General features: G+C 49.0%; 17 protein-coding genes. 16 read left to right on the forward strand and 1 reads right to left on the reverse strand.

Features of this window, described 5'->3' with window-relative positions; all coding sequences use genetic code 11:
* Positions 1-328 precede the first annotated feature (328 nt).
* From CLV42_RS21050 to CLV42_RS21120, 16 genes are all read left to right on the forward strand, one after another.
* Entirely contained in the window at positions 329-901 is a 573-nt protein-coding gene (locus CLV42_RS21050; protein ID WP_106603913.1) for a DUF4255 domain-containing protein, read from the forward strand.
* Between the two features lie 14 nt (positions 902-915).
* Positions 916-1,728 (forward strand): hypothetical protein, encoded by an 813-nt coding sequence (locus tag CLV42_RS21055; RefSeq protein ID WP_106603914.1) that lies wholly within the window; start codon positions 916-918, stop codon positions 1,726-1,728.
* A gap of 18 nt (positions 1,729-1,746) precedes the next feature.
* The gene (locus tag CLV42_RS21060; RefSeq protein WP_106603915.1) at positions 1,747-3,249 is read left to right on the forward strand and encodes a phage tail sheath family protein; all 1,503 of its coding nucleotides are present in this window, start codon (positions 1,747-1,749) and stop codon (positions 3,247-3,249) included.
* 52 nt (positions 3,250-3,301) lie between these two features.
* The gene (locus CLV42_RS21065) at positions 3,302-3,757 is read left to right on the forward strand and encodes a phage tail protein (protein ID WP_089836468.1); all 456 of its coding nucleotides are present in this window, start codon (positions 3,302-3,304) and stop codon (positions 3,755-3,757) included.
* 23 nt (positions 3,758-3,780) lie between these two features.
* Complete coding sequence (locus CLV42_RS21070; RefSeq protein WP_170117590.1) at positions 3,781-4,203, forward strand: phage tail protein; 423 nt, start codon at positions 3,781-3,783, stop codon at positions 4,201-4,203.
* A gap of 6 nt (positions 4,204-4,209) precedes the next feature.
* Positions 4,210-4,380, forward strand: a complete 171-nt coding sequence (locus tag CLV42_RS33980; protein WP_170117591.1) for a DUF5908 family protein — start codon at positions 4,210-4,212, stop codon at positions 4,378-4,380.
* Between the two features lie 2 nt (positions 4,381-4,382).
* Positions 4,383-5,051: a CIS tube protein gene (locus CLV42_RS21075; protein ID WP_106603917.1), complete on the forward strand. Its 669-nt coding sequence runs from the start codon at positions 4,383-4,385 to the stop codon at positions 5,049-5,051.
* On the forward strand, positions 5,051-6,865 hold the full coding sequence (gene vgrG / locus CLV42_RS21080; protein WP_106603918.1) for a type VI secretion system tip protein VgrG: 1,815 nt from the start codon (positions 5,051-5,053) through the stop codon (positions 6,863-6,865). Before CLV42_RS21075 ends, vgrG begins: the two co-directional genes overlap by 1 nt.
* A 12-nt stretch (positions 6,866-6,877) precedes the next feature.
* Entirely contained in the window at positions 6,878-7,180 is a 303-nt protein-coding gene (locus CLV42_RS21085; protein WP_106603919.1) for a PAAR domain-containing protein, read from the forward strand.
* A gap of 11 nt (positions 7,181-7,191) precedes the next feature.
* Positions 7,192-7,620, forward strand: coding sequence for a GPW/gp25 family protein (locus CLV42_RS21090; protein WP_106603920.1), 429 nt, complete (start codon positions 7,192-7,194; stop codon positions 7,618-7,620).
* Positions 7,621-7,632: 12 nt separating this feature from the next.
* Positions 7,633-11,397 (forward strand): hypothetical protein, encoded by a 3,765-nt coding sequence (locus tag CLV42_RS21095; RefSeq protein WP_146154446.1) that lies wholly within the window; start codon positions 7,633-7,635, stop codon positions 11,395-11,397.
* Between the two features lie 6 nt (positions 11,398-11,403).
* Positions 11,404-12,189 carry a hypothetical protein gene (locus CLV42_RS21100; protein ID WP_106603922.1) on the forward strand — a complete coding sequence of 262 codons (786 nt, stop codon included), beginning with the start codon at positions 11,404-11,406 and terminating at the stop codon, positions 12,187-12,189.
* 9 nt (positions 12,190-12,198) lie between these two features.
* A complete protein-coding gene (locus CLV42_RS21105) occupies positions 12,199-14,955 on the forward strand; it encodes a hypothetical protein (protein WP_106603923.1) in 2,757 nt (918 codons plus the stop codon).
* On the forward strand, positions 14,956-17,493 hold the full coding sequence (locus tag CLV42_RS21110) for a contractile injection system tape measure protein (RefSeq protein WP_106603924.1): 2,538 nt from the start codon (positions 14,956-14,958) through the stop codon (positions 17,491-17,493).
* Positions 17,478-18,830, forward strand: coding sequence for an ATP-binding protein (locus tag CLV42_RS21115; RefSeq protein WP_106603925.1), 1,353 nt, complete (start codon positions 17,478-17,480; stop codon positions 18,828-18,830). The genes CLV42_RS21110 and CLV42_RS21115 overlap by 16 nt, the downstream gene beginning before the upstream one ends.
* 235 nt (positions 18,831-19,065) lie before the next feature.
* On the forward strand, positions 19,066-20,676 hold the full coding sequence (locus CLV42_RS21120; RefSeq protein ID WP_106603926.1) for a L,D-transpeptidase family protein: 1,611 nt from the start codon (positions 19,066-19,068) through the stop codon (positions 20,674-20,676).
* 205 nt (positions 20,677-20,881) lie between these two features.
* Here the strand turns inward: CLV42_RS21120 and CLV42_RS21125 are convergent, their stop codons facing one another.
* Complete coding sequence (locus CLV42_RS21125) at positions 20,882-21,628, reverse strand: murein L,D-transpeptidase catalytic domain family protein (RefSeq protein ID WP_106603927.1); 747 nt, start codon at positions 21,626-21,628, stop codon at positions 20,882-20,884.
* Positions 21,629-21,678 lie beyond the last annotated feature (50 nt).

Here is a 21,678-nt window from a genome sequence, read left to right on the forward strand (position 1 = left end):
AATTTACGGCATAAGTTTGAGGCAAGAGTAATGATAATAATTAATAAAAAATAGGTAAATATTCATTTAAATAAAAATTTTATTGTTTTCATTTAACTACTATCTTGTGCTGAATATGAAAATCTTAGTTCTTTAGAGCCGCCTAATACCTTGATTTTCGTCGGATAAACACAACACAATTAAAGAGGACAAAAAAGCCGGATAAGTATTTAGATACAACATAACATCGTAAGCTGCCACTGCAGAGCATTGTGCAACGCCAGTCTTACTGAGTACTTCCTGAGAAGACATAAGCAGCCAGAGTACTTCCTGATAAAATAGTAGCCATATGATTTACGAAACCCTATCATGCATCACTGAAGTGGTCAATCAACACTTCGGCAGGCAATTGCATGTCAACGAGGAGAAAGTAGTGCTGTCCGGAATCGTAAATCAGGACGGTAGTATTGCTATACAGGGAGAGAATAAAGTACTTGTAACGCTGATCAACATTGAGAAAGAAGCGATCGGGAAAGGTGTGGCTGGTAGTAATTCAGGGCTGATGCAGGCGCGATCTATGCCGCCGGTGTGCATTAACCTGTACGTGTTATTTTCGGCATACTTCAATGGAAACAACTATGCGGAAGCATTGCGTTTCATATCCTTCGTCATGGCTTTCTTTCAGTCGCACAATGTATTCACTCCGGCAGATACGCCATCGCTTGACCGGCGGATAGACAAGCTGGTATTTGAGATGGAGAGTATGGGCACGGAGCGTTTAAACAATGTATGGGCTACACTTGGCGCCAAGTATATGCCTTCCGTTGTGTACAAAATGCGTATGCTATCATTTGACGACAGTATCATCAGGGAATACAGACCTTCCGTATCAGGCATTACTACAAACGATAAACTTCTGTAAACAGAATTACAGTAATGGGATTTGATTTGCTGACGGAAATTTATTTCCGCCACGGGTTCTTTGCTGACAATTGTTTAAGGGACATCCGCGTGCTGATACCACAGGATACCGCATTAGACATGCGACGTTATGAGATACTCTTCCGCAGAATGCCGGACCGGTTCGTGCTGCTCTTTAACAACAGCAGTGCGGATCAGCGAGGAGTGTTACTGCAGGAGCGGCTGACGTTAACGTTTGACCTGCAACTGTTAGACCCTTTCTTTTATAATTATACGGGACTGTCCCAGACAGACATTCCCGGTAGTATCTTATTGTTCAGTAATGCTGATGTGCATGCACCCGGAAAGTTGCATGCACAGGATGTAGTCACTGCCAGTGAGGTAGTGGCATTTGAGCATCAGGGAGCTGTTATATCCGCCAGGCCTTTTGGACGGATCATATTGCAGCTGACGCCGGACTTGTCCAACGGCTATGAGATCAGTTTCGCCGCGAGGGCAACCCGCTGGTGTTATTATCTGATGAGCGCCAATCTTGCCGCGCTCTCAGAACCTGCAATTATCGATACCAGCAGCAACTTTCATTTTACAGGTCCTCAGGCAGTAACGCTGCCCGATGGCGCGCGCGCCAGTGTGTTTGTTTCGGAAGAAACGATCGCCCTGGCGCAAAGACCTTTACATACATTTCAACTGGTGGATTCAGTGGGTATAGGCGGCCTGCACAGGACCGTCATTCCGGCGCTTCCATCGCCTGATATCCAGACTATTTCAGCGGCGGGCATACCTGGATATGACCGCACGCAAGCATATTCCGAAATCTTTTTATACTAATCTCAAACCCGTACAGCTATGGCTTCAACACTCATGACACCGGGCGTTTATATTGAAGAAAAAAACGCCTTCCCCAGTTCTGCCGTTGCCGTCGAAACAGCAGTTCCTGTCTTTATCGGCTACACAGAGAAAGCCGAGCGGTTTGGTAAATCACTCCTGAATAAGCCAACCCGTGTTACCTCTTTCGCGGAGTTCGTAGAGCTCTTCGGCGCAGGCTTCCAATCAAAGTTCACGATCGCTGATCCGGCGGCAGACTACAAAGGAGAAACATTCATCGTGAATGGCGCTCCCAAGGTAGTGACGATCATGCCTAAGAACACTTTCTACCTCTACAACAGCATCCGCCTGTTCTACGCAAATGGTGGCGCTAATTGCTACATCGTATCCGTAGGTACCTATGGCGGTAAGGCTGACGGCCTGGACATCGCTCTGGAAGACTTCACCGGTTCGGCCACCAAACCCGATATCCTGCTCGCTCTGGAAAAGGAGTTTGAACCTACCCTGGTAGTGATCCCCGACATCATCGCTCTCGGCGAAGGTGCTTACAACACCATGTACACAAAGGTGCTGGACCATTGCGCAAAGACACAGAGCCGCTTCGGTATCTTCGATCTGGCAAAACAAGGTGCTACCGATACGACGGACGCTATCGTTGCCGCCTTCCGTAGCAAGATCGGTATCAATGCCCTGAACTATGGTGCTGCCTATTATCCCTGGCTGAAAACTGCCATCGTACAGAGCAGCGAGGTCGATTTCGAAAACATCGATCCGGCTGTTGACCTGGCAACCATTCTGCCTGAAACACTGGCACAGCAGGTAGTGACCGCTTACAAAGCGATCGCAACGCCTGATGCCAACGCGAAGAAGAACTATCATCAGTCACTCAAGGCTTCCAGCCCTGTTTATAACAGCATCCTGGAAGAGATCAGGTCTAACCTGAATGAACTGCCTCCAAGTGGCGCTATGGCGGGTATCTACACAATGGTAGACAGCAGCCGTGGTGTTTGGAAAGCACCAGCCAACGTTTCCGTTAGCATGGTGAATGCGCCATCTGTAAACATCTCCCACGACGAACAGAAACAACTGAACGTGGATGTAATGGCGGGTAAATCCATCAACGTGATCCGTCCTTTCCCAGGTATCGGTACACTGGTATGGGGTGGCCGTACACTGGATGGTAACAGCCAGGACTGGCGTTATGTGAACGTACGCCGTACCCTCATCATGATCGAGCAATCTATCAAACTGGCGGCACGTACCTACGTATTCGAGCCTAACGACGCTACCACCTGGGTAACCGTGAAAGCGATGATCGACAACTTCCTGAACAACCTCTGGAAACAGGGCGCACTGGCAGGAGCTGCTCCTGAACAGGCTTTCGAAGTACAGTTGGGCCTTGGCTCAACGATGACACCGCAGGATATCCTGGACGGTAAAATGCTGATCACCGTGAGAGTAGCGATCGTAAGACCTGCCGAGTTCATCGTGATCACATTCCAGCAGATGATGCAACAATCTTAAAAGACAACAAACTCATTCACTTTATTATCTCACTCATTAAAAGCTTACAACTATGCCAGATGACGGATCTACCCAGGCCCAGACCACATGGCCTTTGGTCAAATTTTCCTTCAAGGTTATGTGGGATGGCGCTGAACTGATATTCCAGGAAGTAACTGGTTTATCATCAGAAACACAGATTATCGAATACCGCGGTGGCAGCAGCCCTGTATATTCTACAGTAAAAATGCCCGGTATCCAGAAGTTCTCCAACGTTACCCTGAAGAAAGGCATCTTCAAGGGCGATAAGGCGCTGTGGGACAAATACAAAGGCATCACAATGAACACTTACAAGCGTGTAAACATTGTAGTGAGCCTCCTGGACGAAAAACAGGATATCGCTATGAGCTGGACGCTGAAGAATGCCTTCCCAAGCAAGATCACTGTAACAGATATGAAATCGGACGCCAACGAAATAGCCGTTGAGACTATGGAAGTAGCGCACGAAGGTTTAACCATCAGCGAATAAGGCGTATGGATCCCGGATATCCAATGACAGGCTTTCATTACAAGGTGAACTTTATCAATTACCTGGGTAAGGAAGAAGGGAATTTCCAGGAGGTAAGCGGCATGTCCGTTAACATAGCCACAGAACCAGTAAAGGAAGGGGGAGAGAATCAGTTTGTTTACAAACTGCCTTCCCCTCCTCAATACAGTAACCTGGTGCTGAAGCGTGGCTTGTTAATTGGCTCTGCCGTTACCGATTGGGTAAGGACTACCTTATCCACCTTTACATTCAAGCCTACAACCGTTGTGGTTATGCTGCTGGATGAACTCCACCAACCGCTCTATGTCTGGAAGTTCTATGGCGTCTATCCCGTAAAGATGGAAGTCTCAGGCATCAAGGCAAAAGAAGGAGAAATTGCGATAGAGACCCTGGAGCTGGCCTACAAGTATTTTGAAAAGTTTAACTGATGAGCGATGCCACTTGAAGTAAGAGAATTAGTGATTAAGGTGACCGTCTCTACAGATACGGGCAAATCCAACACCGCGCTACCGGACGATAAAACCCTGCGCCAGTGGAAGGAAAGTATTATCAGGGAATGTGTAGACAAGATCCTGAGCAGGATGAAAACTGAAGCTGACAGATAGCTATGGGAGAGATCAAGAAATTACAGATTGCAGCTTATGGGGATGCCGCCTGTGTTGACAAACTGCTGAGTAAGATCAGCGCGATGATCAACCCGAGTACTTATTCCCTGACCTACAAAGCGGAGTACGGATCGGCGGATGAAACGAACGCCTCTGATCCTACCATGGTCTTTACAGGAATGGGCGACTCCGACCTGAACCTCGACCTGCTGGTGGATGGCACCGGTATCATTCCGATACCCGATAAACAGACGGTAGACGGTTATATAAACAAGTTGCGTGACGTGATGTTTTCCTATCAGGGAGATAAACACAGGCCTAATTTCCTGAAGATCTCCTGGGGGGATTTTGTATACAGGGGCGTGTGTACCAGCGTTACGACCAACTACAAACTGTTTAATCCGGACGGTAGTGCGCTAAGGGCAGAAGTAAAACTGGTGATAGCGAAATCCCTTGACTTCAAAACAAAGAAACAGAAGGAGAAGAAGAACTCGCCCGATATGACGCATATACGCACCGTAAAAGCCGGGGATACGTTGCCGATGATGGCCTACCGTATTTATGGCGATCCTTCCTATTACATGGAAGTCGCCAGGATCAACGGACTGAGTAGCGTGCATGCGATCAGGCCGGGAGATGAACTGTATTTTCCACCATTAAAGAAAGGATAATGGCTGCTCAGAGTGTTACTAATATTTCAGATCCTACGCTCCGGTTCACGGTGACGGCTAATGGCAATGCCGTCCAGGAGAAATTCGGAATAGTGTCTATCAATATTTCGCATGAGATCAATAAGATCTCTTATGCGGAGATCGTATTTGTGGAAGGCAGCGGGGATATCGGAGAAAACGGTGACGGGGGAATTTTTCCCACCAGTGAAGGTGCAGATCTGGTGCCAGGTAATACTATCTCGATCACGGCGGGTTATGGAGAGGATACAGAGCAATCGGTGTTCAAAGGTGTAATCGTTAAGCAGGCGGTACGCCTCAGTAGTGCCAAACTCTTCCAGGTAGTGGTGACCTGTAAACATGAAGCGGTGAAGATGACGCTGAACCAGAAAGAGGGAGAGTTTTCTGACTCCACCGACAGCGATGTGATACAGAAGATCGTGGGTACGTATGGTCTTTCTGTTACGGTAGACAGCACCAGCGCCCAACAGGAAGTGTTATTCCAGAAGACGGCTACTGACTGGGATTTTATCCTGGCCAGGGCGGGCTATAATGGTTATATCACAGCATTGGATGGTGATACCATAACGATCGGCAAGCCACAGTTCACTGCTGCAGCTGTACTGGCGGTAGGATATGGCGACGGGATGATCTCTTTTGATGCAGAGCTGAATGCGGAAAAGCAGCCGCCTGGTTTGGAAGCGGCGGCCTGGGACCCGCAAACAATGGCCCTGATCACATCAAGTGCAACAGAACCGAGCCTGAATGAACACGGTAATCTCACTGCTAAATCATTCTCCGGAAAACTGTCGCAAACGGACCTGAAACTCATCTCCAGCACGCCATTGCCACAGGCAGACCTGAAGTCATGGGCAGACAGCACCCTGCTGCGCCTACGCATGAATGCTATGAAAGGCACCGTTTCCTTCATTGGTAGCGCGCTTGCAAAAACAGGAAAAGTAATGGAGCTGTCTGGTGTGGGAGAGCGTTTCAATGGTAATGCCTTCATCATAGCGGTGCGACATACCATGGAAGAAGGAATCTGGACCACTACAGTACGCTTTGGTGCGCCCGATAAGCCTATTTTTGAAAAGGAGCAGTTCTCCTATGCACCAGCCAACGGTCAGATGCCTGCCATCCAGGGATTACAGCTGGCCAAGGTGGTAAAGATCTCTGAAGATCCGGCCTCCCAGTACCGTATACAGGTGAAGCCTGCTTCCAATGCCAGCGATCAGAAAGGGATCTGGGCAAGGCTGGCCAGTTATTATGCCACTTCTGGCGCCGGTTCGGTATTTTGTCCGGAGGTAGGCGATGAAGTAGTGATCGGATTCCTGGAAAGTGATCCGCGTTTCCCTGTTGTACTGGGCTCTTTATTCAGCAAAAGTAATGTGCCGCCGCTCACGCAGGCTGACGAGAAGAACAATGTGAAAGCATTGTATACCCGTAGCAAGCTGCAGCTGAACTTTGATGACGACAAAAAGATCATCAAGATCACGACACCCGGTAACAATATGATCACGCTGAGCGACGACGGGAAATCCATCGAAATAAAAGACCAGAACAACAACAGCGTTAAACTGGATGACAGTGGCATTACGCTGAACAGCCCGAAGGATATCACGCTGAAAGCAACAGGTAATATCAATCTGCAAGCTACCGGAAAGGTATCGATGCAGGCTACGCAGGACATGGAGCTGAAAGGTATGAACATCAACCAGACAGCGCAAATGGGCTTTACGGCCAAGGGCACGGCTACGGCGGAAGTATCTGCTTCCGGCCAGACGGTGATCAAGGGAGCTATGGTCATGATCAACTAAAACAATAATGAAATGGGAGCACCCGCAGCAAGATTAACAGATATGCATACCTGTCCCATGCAGACGCCGGGACTACCACCTATACCACATGTAGGCGGGCCTGTTATAGGCCCCGGTGTACCGACAGTACTGATCGGCAAGATGCCGGCAGCGGTGCTGGGCGATATGTGTGTATGTGTAGGTCCGCCGGATTCAATCATTAAAGGCTCTGCTACCGTGATGATAGGCGGCAAGCCTGCAGCCCGTATGGGCGATAGCACGGCCCATGGCGGCAGCATTGTGCTGGGTTGTCCGACGGTATTAATAGGCGGTTAAAATCAATATAAATGGCAATTAATTCTTTTCTGGGTACCGGATGGTCATTTCCTCCGGCATTCGACAAAGCAGGCGGCAGCGCGGTGATGAGCCACGCCGTTGCCGATATAGAGGAGAGCATACGCATTATACTGGGTACTGTACCCGGCGAAAGAATGATGCAACCTACTTTCGGATGCAATCTTCACAGGCTGGTTTTTGAGAAAGTAGACAGTGAAATGATCACAGAGATCAGTGACCTTATTGAGCATGCATTACTGGACTTCGAGCCGAGAGTAAACTTCGAGCGCCTCGATTTACTGTTGCGTGACGATGCACATGGTATCCTTCATTTACAAATACACTATTCAATTATATCTACCAACACCAGGCATAACATGGTTTACCCCTTCTATTTCCTGGAAGGCACCAATATCGTGTCTCCCAACCTTTTGCCCTAGCGTGTACGTGCTATGAATAAATTATTCGATTATATGAGGGATGGCGTCAGTCAGACGGAGCGAAAACTGGAAGCGCTGTTGCCATCCTATGTGAAGATTGATGAACGCAGCAAGGAAGACCTGTTATTATTTCTGTCGAACCTGTCTTCGCAGTTCAACTATTTTAACTTTCAACATGAGATTGAGGGCGACTGGAAAGATTTTATCCAGGCGGATGTCCTCATCATGATCATTGCTATTTCACGCCTGGATTTCACCCCCTGGCAGGAGAAGCAGCAGGAAATTGCGCAGATACTTGATGCTGCGGATAATGATACGCAGTTATACCCACCATTAACAGACTTTTTTAACCTCATTTACGGCATTGCCATACAACTGGCCAGTCACTTACAGCAGCTGCAGAAAGCCGACCTGCAAGGCCTTACATGGATCTATACCGAGCAGCTGCAGGATAGCCTGGAACTGGACGTACTCCATGCGTTACAGTTTGAAAGAGAGGCCGCAGGTCTTTTCCGGAATGTACGTTACTTCCGTTCGAAAGCTATCACAAAAGAGCTGCAGATACTCTTTCCGCGACTGATCAACAGGCAGAACGAAGAGACGCCGCTCTTCCTGGGTTACCAGTCGCTCAACGAAATTTATAATAACCTTCGTTCAAAATATTACCAGGTCACTTCTGCTGCACAGGCTTACCTGAGAAGGAGACCCGACGCCATGGAGCATCATCCGCATATCGGATTGCTGATGGCGTTCACACAACTCTATAGTCATTTACAGGACAAGATAAACGGCCTTACCGGCCAGCACCTGTCGTACTACTACCGGAACGTGCTGGGCTTACAGCAACGCCCTGCGGTGCCCGACAAGGTGCATGTATTCGTAGACACACTGCCGCAAAGCGTGCCTGTTGTAGTAAGACAGGGCACACCTATGATCGTGGAGCCGGGGAATGGTGCAGCACCTGTTACCTATCGGTTGGCAAGCGACCTGAGTCCGAGCCTGACGAGGCTTCGTGCATTGCAGTCGGTGTACGTAAACAGTTACAAACAGATCTCGGCGAATAGTCCGCTGCAGTCAGATATTATAGAGCAGCAGGTCTATACGGCGATTCATAAGGTAACTGCGCCGGCAGATCATTTGCCGGGCGCATTACCTCTTACGCCCTGGCCTTTGCTGGGAGAGGCACAGCAGGAACTGCCCCTTGATCAGCGGACGATGCAGGAAACAGATATGGGACTGATCATTGCTTCCCCGCTGTTCTATCTTACTGAGGGCCGCCGTACCGTCGATATTTCACTATACTTTGAGGCTTCCTCTTTTGAGAAGCTCCGGGCTTATGTCAGGAACTTCGCTGCCGTAACCGGCAAGAAAGAGGAGCTGGTGATGAATGAACTCTTATCATCAGCGCTGATCATTTCGTATACCACCGCAGAAGGCTGGTATACACTGGCTAAACACAGCATCCGTGCTGCGCCGCCGGAATGCGGGCCTAACTGCATCGTGATCAGTATGACCTACGATGCCAATGCGCCCGCGGCAGCTTTATACAATCCGCTGGTGCACCATGGAGAGTACCAGACCACCCTTCCGCTGGTAAGGTTGCTGCTGAACAATAACAGCTTTCATCATCCTTACTCATACCTGCCATTGTTATGGTTGGAAAGGATCGCTATTCGTGCAAACGTGAAAGGCTACCGCTCGGTAAGGTTGTTCAATAACGCAGGACCACTGAGTCCTGCGAACCCTTTTCAGCTGTTCGGCGCGCAGCCGGCAGTCGGATCTTTCCTGGATATAAAGGACAGTAATATATTCAATACCTATACAAAGGACTTCCGCTTTAAAATAGAATGGCTGGAACTACCGCATATCGACAATGGTTTTAATACCTATTACGACGCCTATGATGCCGGTATGCTGAACGAGTCATTCAAAGCCGGTATCAGTACTTATGAGGACGGGCAATTCCAGCCGGAAAGGAATAAACAGCAGTTATTGACGCTGTTTGAAACCTACCGCGATGATGAAGGTCGCCTGCTACTTTCCGACACCGTCACATTGAAAGATATTGATCTTAAAAAGGTCCGTTTCCATAACAAGCCATTACTGGACAAAGAACCCTTTGTAACAGATGGCTTTTATACTGATGGCGCCGTACGCCTGGAACTCGCGGCTCCGCAGGAGGCCTTTGGACATAAACTTTACCTGCGTTTATTCCCGGAGGTGGCCACACACAATGCCGGCAGATGGAATAAGAAGCGGCCTATTCCCAATATTCCTTATACACCACTGGTAAAATCTATCATGGTGGATTATACACTGGAGCAGGCGGAGATCATGAAACCGGATAAGGTCAACGATACAGAACAGGCATTACAACTGTTCCATTTGTATCCTTACGGCCACAGGCAGGCATATCCTTCCGCCTTTCAGGCGGATTTTACCCTGCTGCCATCCTTTGATGATAAGGCCAGCCTGTACCTTGGGTTCGACCAGATGTCGCCGCAGGAGGATATTTCTCTCCTGTTTCAGATGGACGAGAAGTTTTACAAGTATTCCACTGTGACGAAGTCGCCGAAGTTACACTGGAGTTATCTCTATAATGACCGCTGGATTCCGTTCAACAGTGACCAGATACAGACGGATACTACCCAGCAATTTATCGGCAGTGGTATTATCAGCATGCGGACGCCGTCTATGGATTGCTATGGTAATACCCGGCTGGATAAACAGCTGCAATGGATAAGGCTTTCTGCCACCGAAGAAATGCAGATAACACCGATGGTGAAGGGCATCTTCGTGAATGCCGGTCTTGCCGTGCGTGACCAGGCAGATACCGCAGGAGGTACGACACTGGCTCCTTTGTCGATCAAGTCGTTCCAGCAGGAAGTAAGGGGCATTCAGCGTGTATGGCAGTTATTCCCTTCTTTCGGTGGCCGACCGGCAGAATCATCCGAAGAATACAACCTGCGTGTCAGTGAACGCTTACGGCATAAAAAACGGCCGACATCCGGTATAGACCTTATACAGCTGGTACTGGAAGCATTCCCGGAAGTGCTGATCGTGAAATGTGTAAAGGGCATCACTAACTCAGATGTACAGCTGGTGATAGTGCCTAAACCACCCGAAGGCGGTATGTATGACAGCGAAGAGCCACTGATGGACATTGCGACCATGTATCGGATCAACCAGTTTGTGACAGCCCTGCTGCCGCCTTATGTGAAGATCACCATGCACCATCCTGAATATGAAAGGCTCAAGATCATCTGTGATGTGGGCTTTGTAAAGGGAACCAGTAGTAATGACAGGAATTATTACCTGATAAAACTACAGGAGGATATCCGCCACTATATGACACCATGGCTGTACGACAGTCATACCGATGTGAAGATGGGAGGGATACTGTATACAGCCGACATTCTGAATTTTATCAAGAAGCTGCCTTATATCGCCTATGTGACCGGGTTCTCTGTTGTACATTTCTTTGCGGAAAGAGATGCAGAAGGTAATCTTATTCATTGTATGCTGGACACTGCGGTGAGCGATACAGACTATGTCAGGGCCTCCACTGCCGAAGCGATATTGATACCGGCCTTACATCATTCTATCAGGGTGCTGGACGACTGGGAATACCGTGATCCGGAACCAATAGGCATCAGCGATGTGATTACCGGCGAAGAGATGATCATCGGGCAGCATGAAAGAACTGCCTACCGGGAGGAAGACGACTCCCACTATGCAGAAGGCGAAATTATCTCACTCACCATACAACCCAAATAACGGACTATGGCTACGAAAAACAACACGAAGATTTACGGCAGAGAGGAGCTGAAGGAGCATTTCCGGAATGGAAAGCTGCCTACAGAACATCACTTTGCCCATCTGATAGACTCCACCATCAACAAGCAGGAGGACGGTTTCTCGAAAGACGAGGAGAATGGTATGCTGGTAGCAGCGCTGGGCGCCTCCAAAAGGTTCGTGTCCTTCTACCGTACCAATGATGACCTGGAGCCTTTTTTCCTGATGGAAAAAGATGAGCGCGAGAATCCGGGTTTCCGTATGGGACCTACGCCTCCGGCTAACCAGGAAGTACCAACAGATGAAAAGAACTTCTATTTCCACCTGAACGGTAATATGGGGGTGGGCAAAAAATGCAATCCCTGTTATAAAATAGATGTTGCCGGATTCATTGCCATGGAAGGACGTGTGGGTACCTACATGATGGGAAAGGTACCGGCAGATGGGAGGTGGCATTCCATCATCAGCGGACTGGATAACTGTCATGCGTATGAGATCATGGCGCGGACCGGTAAGCGTAATTCGGGCCGTTTTGCTATTATCCATGCCATTGCAGTGGCCGCATTCGGCAACTCCCGTGGTAGCATACGCCGTACCACCGCACATTATGGTTTCTTCTGGAACCGGCTGCGGTTAAGGTGGAAAGGTAGTGCGCATAACTATGATCTGCAATTGCGTACCAACAGTAATTACGGACAGGATGTAGACATCTATTACCGCATCATGCGTTTATGGGATGATACTTCATTCATGCCGGAGGAATATTATCACTAAGTTTCGTTTATGGCAAAGATTCCTTTACAGATCAGCCGGGAGAAGGATAGGGATACTTCCCTGGAATACGCAAAGTTGCGGGCGGAAGCACTGACGCTTGTACAGGAGCTGTCCGGCCATGTATGGACAGACTATAACCTGCATGATCCGGGTGTTACCATGCTGGAGCAGTTGTGTTTTGCGCTGACAGATCTGGCCTATAAAACGGACTTCCCGGTTAACGAGTTGCTGGCCGATAAAAACGGGCGTATCAGTGCGAATGATAATGCATTCTACAGCAAAGCTGATATACTCAGTTCAGGACCGGTAACAGTAGCAGATTATCGTAAGCTGATACTGGACCAGCTGGAAGAGGTAGAGAACATCTGGATAGAACCTGTTTTGTCCAAATACACGCCCGGTGCCTCCAAAGGTACTTACCGGGTTTTTATACAACCGAATGATAAACTGACACGTGAGATTGAGGTGCACCAGTCTGCCGCCGAAAAGATCGTCTCTGACGTCAGGAATTGCCTGATGCGCTACCGGAGTGTGGGTGAAAACTTTGAAGAGATCTCCGTACTGAAAGCGCAGCATATTTCCATCAAGGCAACGATCATGGTGGATCCCCGCTATCCGGTGAGGGAGACACTGGCGTACATCTGCAATGCGATCGAGCAGGTGGTACATCCTTTTGTACGCTTCCTTTCAGAAGCGGAGCTGATGGAAGCGGGATATGCCACAGAAGATATTTACCTGGGCCCGCAACTTACCAGGGGCTTTGTGCCCGATGAAGACCTGCTGGAAAGAAAGCAGCAGATCGATCCTTCGGAGATGGTGAAAGCCGTTTCATCGGTGACTGGTGTATTGCAGGTGAAGTACCTGTATGTATCGTCGGACGGTACGAATTTTAGCAGTCGCCCGATAGTAGTACTGCCGGGTTATTATCCCTATGTAGACATTGCTGACAGCCGCAACGATATTGGTATTTACAGCGATCAGTTTGAACAGCATTCCCGCGATGCGGTATTCTGGAATGTGTACCAGAAGATCAAAGAAGTGAAGAAGCGCCATTATACAGGCCAGGAGAAAGGGCTGACAGATCATTCACTGGAAGCGCCCTATCGCGATGCTAAACAATACTACTCACTGCAACATTTTTTCCCTGCCATCTATGGCATAGGGAATGACGAGATATCCCGCCATGAAACGCCGCAGCGCAGGGCGCAGGCCAAACAGCTGAAGGCATATCTCTTATTCTTTGAACAGATCCTGGCCAATTACCTGGCGCAATTGGGTAACCTGTCGGCCGTCTTTTCGCCGGATATCAATAAGGTACCATCCAATACCTATTTTACACAACCGCTGTATGATGTGCCCCATGTGAAACATCTGCTGAAGGCGTTTACCTCGGGTAAACAGAGCTGGGAGGCATTTACAGCGAATGCAGACAATGCGTATGTACGGTCCCTGCAACAGATGACTGAGCAGGATGACCTATACCAGCAACGAAAGGTCCGCATCTTTGACCACCTGCTGGCCCGCTTCAACATGATCGTGCCAAGGTACCCGGTAAGCCTGTACGAAATGACCTATCAGCCACCGGATGAAAAGAACAGGATCAATTGTGAGCTGCGCTGGAAGGCCAGCATCCTGCAAAAGCTGCCGGCCTTGTTGTCAGAGCGTATACAGGCCTTCAACTATATGCAGGATACCGAAGGTCTCTTTTCGGGGTACCATCAGTGGCTATATAAACTGCTGCATATTGAACGCAACCTGCAGGAGCCTTTGACGGCGGTCTTCAACCGCGACCATGTGGATATGAAGGTAAGCGGATGGCAGCCGGTGCCACAGGCCAAACATATACATGTCAATGGTGAAACCATCTGGTATAGCGATGATATAGCCGACAGTGAAATCGGCACGGAGAAATACTACTTCGGGCATCAGCCCATTTCCCTGCTGAAACATGGTGTGGACCCTGCCAACTACCGGATCGTGGAAGATCCTTCGAATCATCACTTCCTCGTTTTATATAAAGCGCCCGGCCAGAACACCTGGCATGCGGTGGCCAAACATCATAGCAAGCAGGCTGCCACGCAGGCGCAGATCCGTATGATCAAACACCTGCAGGAGATCAGCATGGAGTCGGAAGGCTTCTACATTGTAGAGCATACGTTGTTAAAACCCTTGCTCAAAACAGCTGCTTATGGTTTTCGCTTGTTGGGCCGTGGAGGTAAACTGCTGCTGGAACAGCGTAGCTACCAGGTATTCGATGACCGGGAGCAAAAGGTGAACCTACTGATAGACACTGACTGGCAGGAACTAACGCCATCGGATATGTACCAGCAGTTACTGTCGTTCTGTTTTGTGTATACCGGGCAGTCCACCCTTGATGCCGATATGACGGAGATAGCGGTTAGCCTCCGGCAGATTGCCGCCGGTTCCATTGCTGATTACCCCAGGATGGAATATTACATCGACTCAGGGAATGGCTATGCGATGCCGGACGAGTTCTACCGGCCGGCCATCTGTATCGTACTGCCTTCCTGGCCTGCCAGGTTCCAGTATGCGGAGTTCAGGAAGTTCACGGAAGACCTTATCCGTGAGCAGACCCCTGTCTATTATAAGTTGACTTTCCACTGGCTGAGTATTGCCGATATGCGCCAGTTCGAAAGCATTTACTATCCCTGGTTAAAGGCACTGCCTGACTTTTATACGAAAGGTATTGTTCCTCCTCAGCGTGCAAAGCTGTTTGAATTCCTCACGAAAAACAGGCGGCCGTAAATGGGCAAAGGAGAACATATTATCCGCAAGTGGACGTTTGATGTGCAGTATACCGATAAGGATAATGCCAGGGGATTACAGGATAAATTCAGCAGCCTGTTTAACCTCCATTTATCAGCTGCAGCAGAAACCGTGATAGACAGGGTGTTGTCGCCCGCAGAGAGTGTCTGGATCTCGGAACTGGAGATAGACCTGGGTACTTTGCCCTACACCAATTTTGAACAGGACATCATCCGCTTATTGCCGGAGGCGCTGGAAAAGGCATTGCGCGAACGTATCGCCAAGGTGGACCAGCAGCAGGCTACAGGAGATGGTGGATTACACTTTCACACAGAAGCAGACCGTTATTATGCGATTGTAGCACATTACCTGCGTACGGGTAGCATGCCCTGGTGGGCATCGCCGGAAGAAGGAAGCGAACTGGAAGCGATGCTGCTGACATTGATAGCAGACAGTCCTTCGCGTTTCGCATCGTTCATTACCAACATTGCACAGCAGGATTATATCCTGAAAAGGATCGCCTGGCACTTCTCCCGGAATGTGGTGCAACAAATCATCACCTCACTGGAGGAGGCGCAGGCTACTTTCATTCTCGGGTATATTACCGGGGTGATCACCCTGCACAACCGGCAGCCGCTGGTACAGAATGCCCAGAGTGAGTTTGAGCGGGCGGTATGGCTGTTTGTGCTGACCTACCTGGTGACTGATAACAGTGGTCAGTTCAACAGGAAACAGTTCATCCGCCGTAACCTGGAAAGACTGGCGCGGCACTTCAACGTTGATTATTTTCACCTGTTATATATCTTCCGCAAGGCGATAGATACCTACCGCCAATACATCCCTTCAGATTCCTTCGTCACCTTCATACAGGTATTGTATGAAGAAAGTGAGGCGGCGGGCCTGCATTCGCAAGGGGGGCAGTCGCTGGTAGTGATGCCACATGATGCCTACGAGAATGTGGTAGCACCCCGCTTACTGCCATTGCCGGGAGGCATACATACTGACCTGCCACTACCTTTGCTATGGATCAATTATGATACGATCGTCAACAGGGAAGACCGGGAAGAAGTCTGGGAACAGGCGGTAGTATTGTTCCGTGCATTTATTACCGGTCAGCCATTGCCGGTCTGGTTTAGCAGATTACAGACGGGCCGCCAGGACGTGCTGCTAAAGCAGGCAGTGATCCTGTTGTTCAGGAAACGTCCGCTGGTGCTGGCGGCGATGTGGGAACACCCGGTGCATAAGCTGCAGGCCAGGCTGGAAGTACACCGCTTGTTTGACAGGCCGGTCACACCATTGGAAGAGAACATCCGTAAACAACTGCAGGTATATGCCGAGCAGGATACCATACAATTCCTGCAACAGGCATTGCCACATACCTTCATACAACACCGGGACAGTTTCCGCGAGATATGGTTACAATACCAGCATCGCTCCCATACAGAAAGGCTGACCTTTTACCGGAATGTACTGGCGCCTGTTGCAGTATTACAACAGGTAGCTTTACATACCACAGAAGACGATTTCTGGCAGATGATGCGTGATGCCTTGCCGCTGTTGTGGGGCAACCATACCATCACGGCATTGAAAGAGTGGCAGGGACTGATGGAGACCCTGCTGACAGACAACCTGGAGCGGGAGCGTATCCGTTTGTTGTTCCGCCAGTTCAATCTCTTATGGTTGTCGGGGAAAATGCAGATCAATAACAGTGATGACTATATCAATAACCTGGCGAAATATATTGGCAGCTATGATGAAACGACTATGCATAAGCTGCTGAAAGCGATTGTCAGTTTTGATATGGGGTCGGTGTCTTCGTTTACACAGATCCGTGCAGCAGTGCCGGTGTTACAGCAGGCCACAGCAGCAATATTAAAAACAGGTACGTCGCCGGCAGTGACAGTAACTGAAGAACAACAGGCGCTGGTACCTGTCCGTCGAAAAGAAGCAATAACGGAACCTGTTATGGAAGAAGAAAGACCTTACGAAAGCCTCTTCGGCAGAAGGCAGCCGATAGCCGGAACGCCGGAGCAGGCGGTGACGATAAAGAATGCGGGACTGGTGTTACTGCATCCTTTTTTCCATACTTATTTCTCGCGACTGGAATTGTTGTCGGGAGGAAAGTTTGTGGATGAGATGGCGCGGCACAGAGCTGTCCGGTTATTACAGCTGCTGGTAGACGATGGTGCCGAGCAGCGGGAGCATGCATTGGTATTGAATAAGGTACTGTGTAACATGCCCCTGGAGGAACCACTGTCTCCTGACGTCATAATAACAGACGTTGAAAAACAACTGGCTCGTTCACTAATAGGCGCTGCCATCCAGCAATGGCCGAAGATGCATAACAGTTCCGTGGAAGGTTTCCGCGGATCTTTCCTGCAAAGAGAAGGAAGGCTCTGGCAAACAGAGGAAGGCTGGTTCCTGTATGTAGAGAAACGCAGCTACGATATTATCTTACAGACAATACCCTGGAGTTACGGCATGATGCGATTTGCCTGGCTCCCTAAAATGTTATATACCGAATGGACAATCACCTGATCGCGGCCAATGCAAAGGCTTTGTATGATGATCTGCAATGGTTCAGTGAGATACTGCAATTGAGAATAAGACAGTATTTTGAGCAGGCGCATACTTTTGTAGCAGAAGAACCTCCTCCGCCACCGGGGGTAAAGGACTCGGTGTATTCCCAGATCGTCAGTCACTATAACATGAGCGTACAGGAAAGACTGGTGCTTCTGCTGGCGTTATGTCCGCATATACAACCGCAGCTGCTGGATGTCTTCTTTGTTAAGAACAGTACCTATGACCGTGGATTCACTGAATTTGGTGGTATCAAAGGGAACCAGCACGGGGGCTTTCTTCCTACCGGAGAAACGGCTGCATTCCTGCTGGCAGCCAATGACCTGCAGCAACGTTTTCAATTATTACAGTTATTCAGTCCGGGACACTTCTTTGCCCGGCATAATATGCTGAAACTGGTATCGGCGCATGTAGATGAGCCTTCGTTAAGTGGCGGTTTACAGATCTCTTCGGAGTACCTGAGCTTTTTTACACATGGTACGGCTTATCAGCCGCATTACAGTACACAGTTCCCCGCCAAACAGATCCGGACAGACCTGGACTGGAAAGACCTGGTGCTGGACCAGCATATCATGGCTGAAGTAGAAGAGATCCGTACCTGGATAGAACACGGTCCTACACTGATGAAGGAATGGCAGATGGAGAACAGGATCAAACCTGGTTACAGGGCGCTGTTCTATGGTCCTCCGGGAACGGGTAAATCATTTACCGCCTGTTTGCTGGGAAAGACCTTCCAGCTGGATGTATACCGTATAGACCTTTCTATGGTGGTCTCCAAATATATCGGTGAAACGGAAAAGAACCTGGCCGGGGTATTTGACCAGGCAGCGAACAAGAATTGGATCCTCTTCTTTGATGAAGCAGATGCCTTGTTTGGTAAACGTAGCGCTACCAACTCTTCGCACGACCGTTACGCCAACCAGGAAGTAGCGTACCTCTTACAAAGGATAGAAGATTTCCCGGGACTGGTTGTGCTTGCTACCAACCTGAAGGCGAATATAGATGAAGCCTTCGGCAGGAGGTTCCAGTCCATGATCTATTTCCCTGTTCCCGGACCAGCGCAACGGCAACGTATCTGGCAGCAGTCCTTTCCTTCACAGGTACAGTTGGATGCGAACGTAAGCCTGGAGGATATTGCGAAGAAATATGAGCTGGCGGGAGGGGCTATTATCAATGTGGTGCAATATAGTTGCCTGGCAGCACTGAGTAAGAATAGCAAGACTATTGCCCTGAAGGATATATTGACGGGGATACGTAAGGAGTTCAATAAAGAGGGGAAGACGTTGAATTTCTAGCGTTGCCGGATCTTCTGGGGCCACGGGTCCGTCCACGCGTCCCCGGGGTTGAAAACCCCGGGCTACAAACAATGTGGCTCCGCTGGAGCCAATTGTAGCGAATGATCCCATTTTGTGGTCTGGTTATTACCTCAAAGTCCACGGAGTTACCACGGCGGGGTACAAACCTTGAGTGAATGAAGTCATACGTCAGGGAGCTATAGGGCAGGGGCACGTCTTTTGCAAAGGTGTTGGCATGAGAACGATAAACTTATTGCTGCTGGCAGTGTGCGGACTACTCATATTTTCCTATAGCTGTAATAGCAGGATTGTAGAAAATAAAAAGGAAGAAACTATTCCCGTTACACCCAGAAATACGCAGATCACACCTGCAAATGCCTACAACGATCTTTTTCTTGACACCAGTGACGTAGCTGCATTCATCGCGAAGCAAAAGCTGGATGATACGCTTGCTAACCGTATACGCAGCTTTTATAATGCGCGCAATTACGAGTTTGCCTGGTTTGATAGTCAGGGGTTGAATGAACAGGCGTATGGCTTCCGCAGTCTCTATGACTATAGTGTAGATACAAGTGAGTCGAATAAGTCGCTGGAATACCGGCTGAATGCGATGATGACGGGCGATAGCGACTCTGCCGCTTCTCCGCGTGATCCCAACCTTGTGAAGACAGAGCTGCAACTGACACAGCGCCTCATCAATTATTACCTGAACATTGATCCCGATAAATCAATAGAAGCATTGGAGCATGCGGTGCCAGCCATGAAGGGAGAGATCATGAAAACGGCGGCAGCTGTGATTGACGACAAGCACAAAGATGAGGTGAATCCTACTTACAGTGCACTGGTAAAGTCGCTGAAACAGTATATGGATATAACAAAGAAAGGAGGCTGGGATACGATTGTCGTAGAGAAGAAGAAGCGGTATAAAAAAGGAGATAGTACAGCCCTTATCGGCTGGGTGAAAAGACGTTTACTGGCTACAGGGGAATATCCTGACAAGGACACGACGATTGTGTTCAATGATGGACTGGAGAATGCCGTGAGGGTATTTGAAGGTACCCATGGTCATACACCAAGGGGTATTATTACAGATACATTGTTACGTGAGATGAATATACCGGCCATTCAATTGGTAGAACGCATGCTTGTGAACCTGGAGCGGATGCGCTGGGCGCCACCAACTCCGGAAGGGCGTGTGATACTGGTAAACATTCCGGAGTTTGCACTACATGTACGGAATGGTAAGAACAGGGAATTTGATATGCCGGTAGTAGTGGGCAAAGAAGGTAAGAGCACCACGATGTTCTCAGGGAAGCTGAATCAGATCGTGTTCAGTCCTTACTGGAACCTGCCGAACAGTATTGTACGGGAAGAGATATTGCCGGCGATGGCACGTAACAGGAATTATCTCACTAAGAAGAATATGGAGGTTACGGGAGAGCGGAAGGGCCTGCCTGTTATCAGGCAATTACCCGGGAAGGACAATCCGCTGGGAAAGGTGAAGTTCCTGTTCCCCAATAGTTTCAACATTTACTTTCATGATACGAATCAGAAATATTTATTCGACAGGGATCAGCGGGCTTTCAGCCATGGCTGTATCCGGTTGGGCGATCCTGTGAGGCTGGCCGACTATCTGTTGGCAGATGACAGTAACTGGACGCCGGAAAAAATTGATAGTGCAATGAACACAGGGAAGGAAAAATACGTTAAGATAAAGGACCCTGTGCCAGTGTTGATCACTTATTACACTGTCTGGGTCGATGAAGGAGGAATATTGCAATTCAGAGAGGATATCTATGACCATGACGCCTATACAGTCCGTAAGCTCTTTACTGATCCAAAATAACCGTCACCTGATCACTATAACATCATATAAAATTCATCCCATCCCCCTGGCCCTTTTCGGTACACGCATTATCACCATGCAGAGGCCGGTAATGTTATTGCAGCGTGCAAGCATAGACGCTGTCATGTGAGTATCTGAAGAGGGGCCAGGGAGGATGAAGATGATGTGGATCTGATTATTGGAAAAGGATGTCAGATACGCATCTTTAAGCGACAGTAGTGTCTTTCTCCGCCGCCAGTATCTTTGAGTTAGCCATATATGATTTGTCAGGACTGTACAGGAACAGGCAGCTGCCATTTTTAATGACTTCGATGATCTGTTTATGTACCTGCTCGGGAATAGCCGGGCAACCCAGGCTACGGCCGATATACCCCTGTAGTTTTGCGATCTTCTCGCTGACATATGCCGCACTGTGCATCACGATCCCCCTGCTCATAGCATTGTCGTTAATACCCTCTTCTTCGCCTTCCAGACGCAGGGAATAGCCATGCTGACCTTTGTAGGTATCGCCAGTCACATAGAATCCCAGGCTGCTTTTAAAGCTCTCAGGCGCATTGGAAAAAGTAGTAGCCACCGCAGTACCGGAATTACGTCCATGGGATACGAACGTATTAAACAGCACTGCTTCATTTTTCAGGTCAATCACGAACAAGCGTTTCTTGTTGGACGGCTGACTGAAGTCGGCGATGGTCAGCAGGTCAGGGTTTTTCAGCTTACCCTCTTTCTCCAGCTTTTCCAGACCGGACAGTGCATAGTTAAAAGCCTCCTGGGAGAGTCCCAGGGAGTCCAATTTCAGTAGTGCAAATAAGGCGGCCTTGTTGTTTAACCTGCTTTCTGCAAGCGGGATCGTTTTGGTTTTGTTTCCCTCAGTGGGGGCTATGGTAAAGAGGATTCCGGCAAACAGGCCAGCGGTAAGGGTGTACTTGACAAAGTGCTTAACAGGTTTCTTCATTAACGGAAATGGTTTGGCAATTTAAAAATAAGCCGGGCTTATGTGAGTCC

The sequence above is a fragment of the Chitinophaga ginsengisoli genome (assembly GCF_003014595.1).
Classification (GTDB): domain Bacteria; phylum Bacteroidota; class Bacteroidia; order Chitinophagales; family Chitinophagaceae; genus Chitinophaga; species Chitinophaga ginsengisoli.

Excerpts from the sequence above, each read along its gene's own strand:
- CLV42_RS21050 (WP_106603913.1), top strand. The coding sequence starts at position 329 with ATGATTTACGAAACCCTATCATGCATCACTGAAGTGGTCAATCAACAC.
- CLV42_RS21055 (WP_106603914.1), top strand. The coding sequence starts at position 916 with ATGGGATTTGATTTGCTGACGGAAATTTATTTCCGCCACGGGTTCTTT.
- CLV42_RS21060 (WP_106603915.1), top strand. The coding sequence starts at position 1,747 with ATGGCTTCAACACTCATGACACCGGGCGTTTATATTGAAGAAAAAAAC.
- CLV42_RS21065 (WP_089836468.1), top strand. The coding sequence starts at position 3,302 with ATGCCAGATGACGGATCTACCCAGGCCCAGACCACATGGCCTTTGGTC.
- CLV42_RS21070 (WP_170117590.1), top strand. The coding sequence starts at position 3,781 with ATGACAGGCTTTCATTACAAGGTGAACTTTATCAATTACCTGGGTAAG.
- CLV42_RS33980 (WP_170117591.1), top strand. The coding sequence starts at position 4,210 with ATGCCACTTGAAGTAAGAGAATTAGTGATTAAGGTGACCGTCTCTACA.
- CLV42_RS21075 (WP_106603917.1), top strand. The coding sequence starts at position 4,383 with ATGGGAGAGATCAAGAAATTACAGATTGCAGCTTATGGGGATGCCGCC.
- vgrG (WP_106603918.1), top strand. The coding sequence starts at position 5,051 with ATGGCTGCTCAGAGTGTTACTAATATTTCAGATCCTACGCTCCGGTTC.
- CLV42_RS21085 (WP_106603919.1), top strand. The coding sequence starts at position 6,878 with ATGGGAGCACCCGCAGCAAGATTAACAGATATGCATACCTGTCCCATG.
- CLV42_RS21090 (WP_106603920.1), top strand. The coding sequence starts at position 7,192 with ATGGCAATTAATTCTTTTCTGGGTACCGGATGGTCATTTCCTCCGGCA.
- CLV42_RS21095 (WP_146154446.1), top strand. The coding sequence starts at position 7,633 with ATGAATAAATTATTCGATTATATGAGGGATGGCGTCAGTCAGACGGAG.
- CLV42_RS21100 (WP_106603922.1), top strand. The coding sequence starts at position 11,404 with ATGGCTACGAAAAACAACACGAAGATTTACGGCAGAGAGGAGCTGAAG.
- CLV42_RS21105 (WP_106603923.1), top strand. The coding sequence starts at position 12,199 with ATGGCAAAGATTCCTTTACAGATCAGCCGGGAGAAGGATAGGGATACT.
- CLV42_RS21110 (WP_106603924.1), top strand. The coding sequence starts at position 14,956 with ATGGGCAAAGGAGAACATATTATCCGCAAGTGGACGTTTGATGTGCAG.
- CLV42_RS21115 (WP_106603925.1), top strand. The coding sequence starts at position 17,478 with ATGGACAATCACCTGATCGCGGCCAATGCAAAGGCTTTGTATGATGAT.
- CLV42_RS21120 (WP_106603926.1), top strand. The coding sequence starts at position 19,066 with ATGAGAACGATAAACTTATTGCTGCTGGCAGTGTGCGGACTACTCATA.
- CLV42_RS21125 (WP_106603927.1), bottom strand. The coding sequence starts at position 21,628 with ATGAAGAAACCTGTTAAGCACTTTGTCAAGTACACCCTTACCGCTGGC.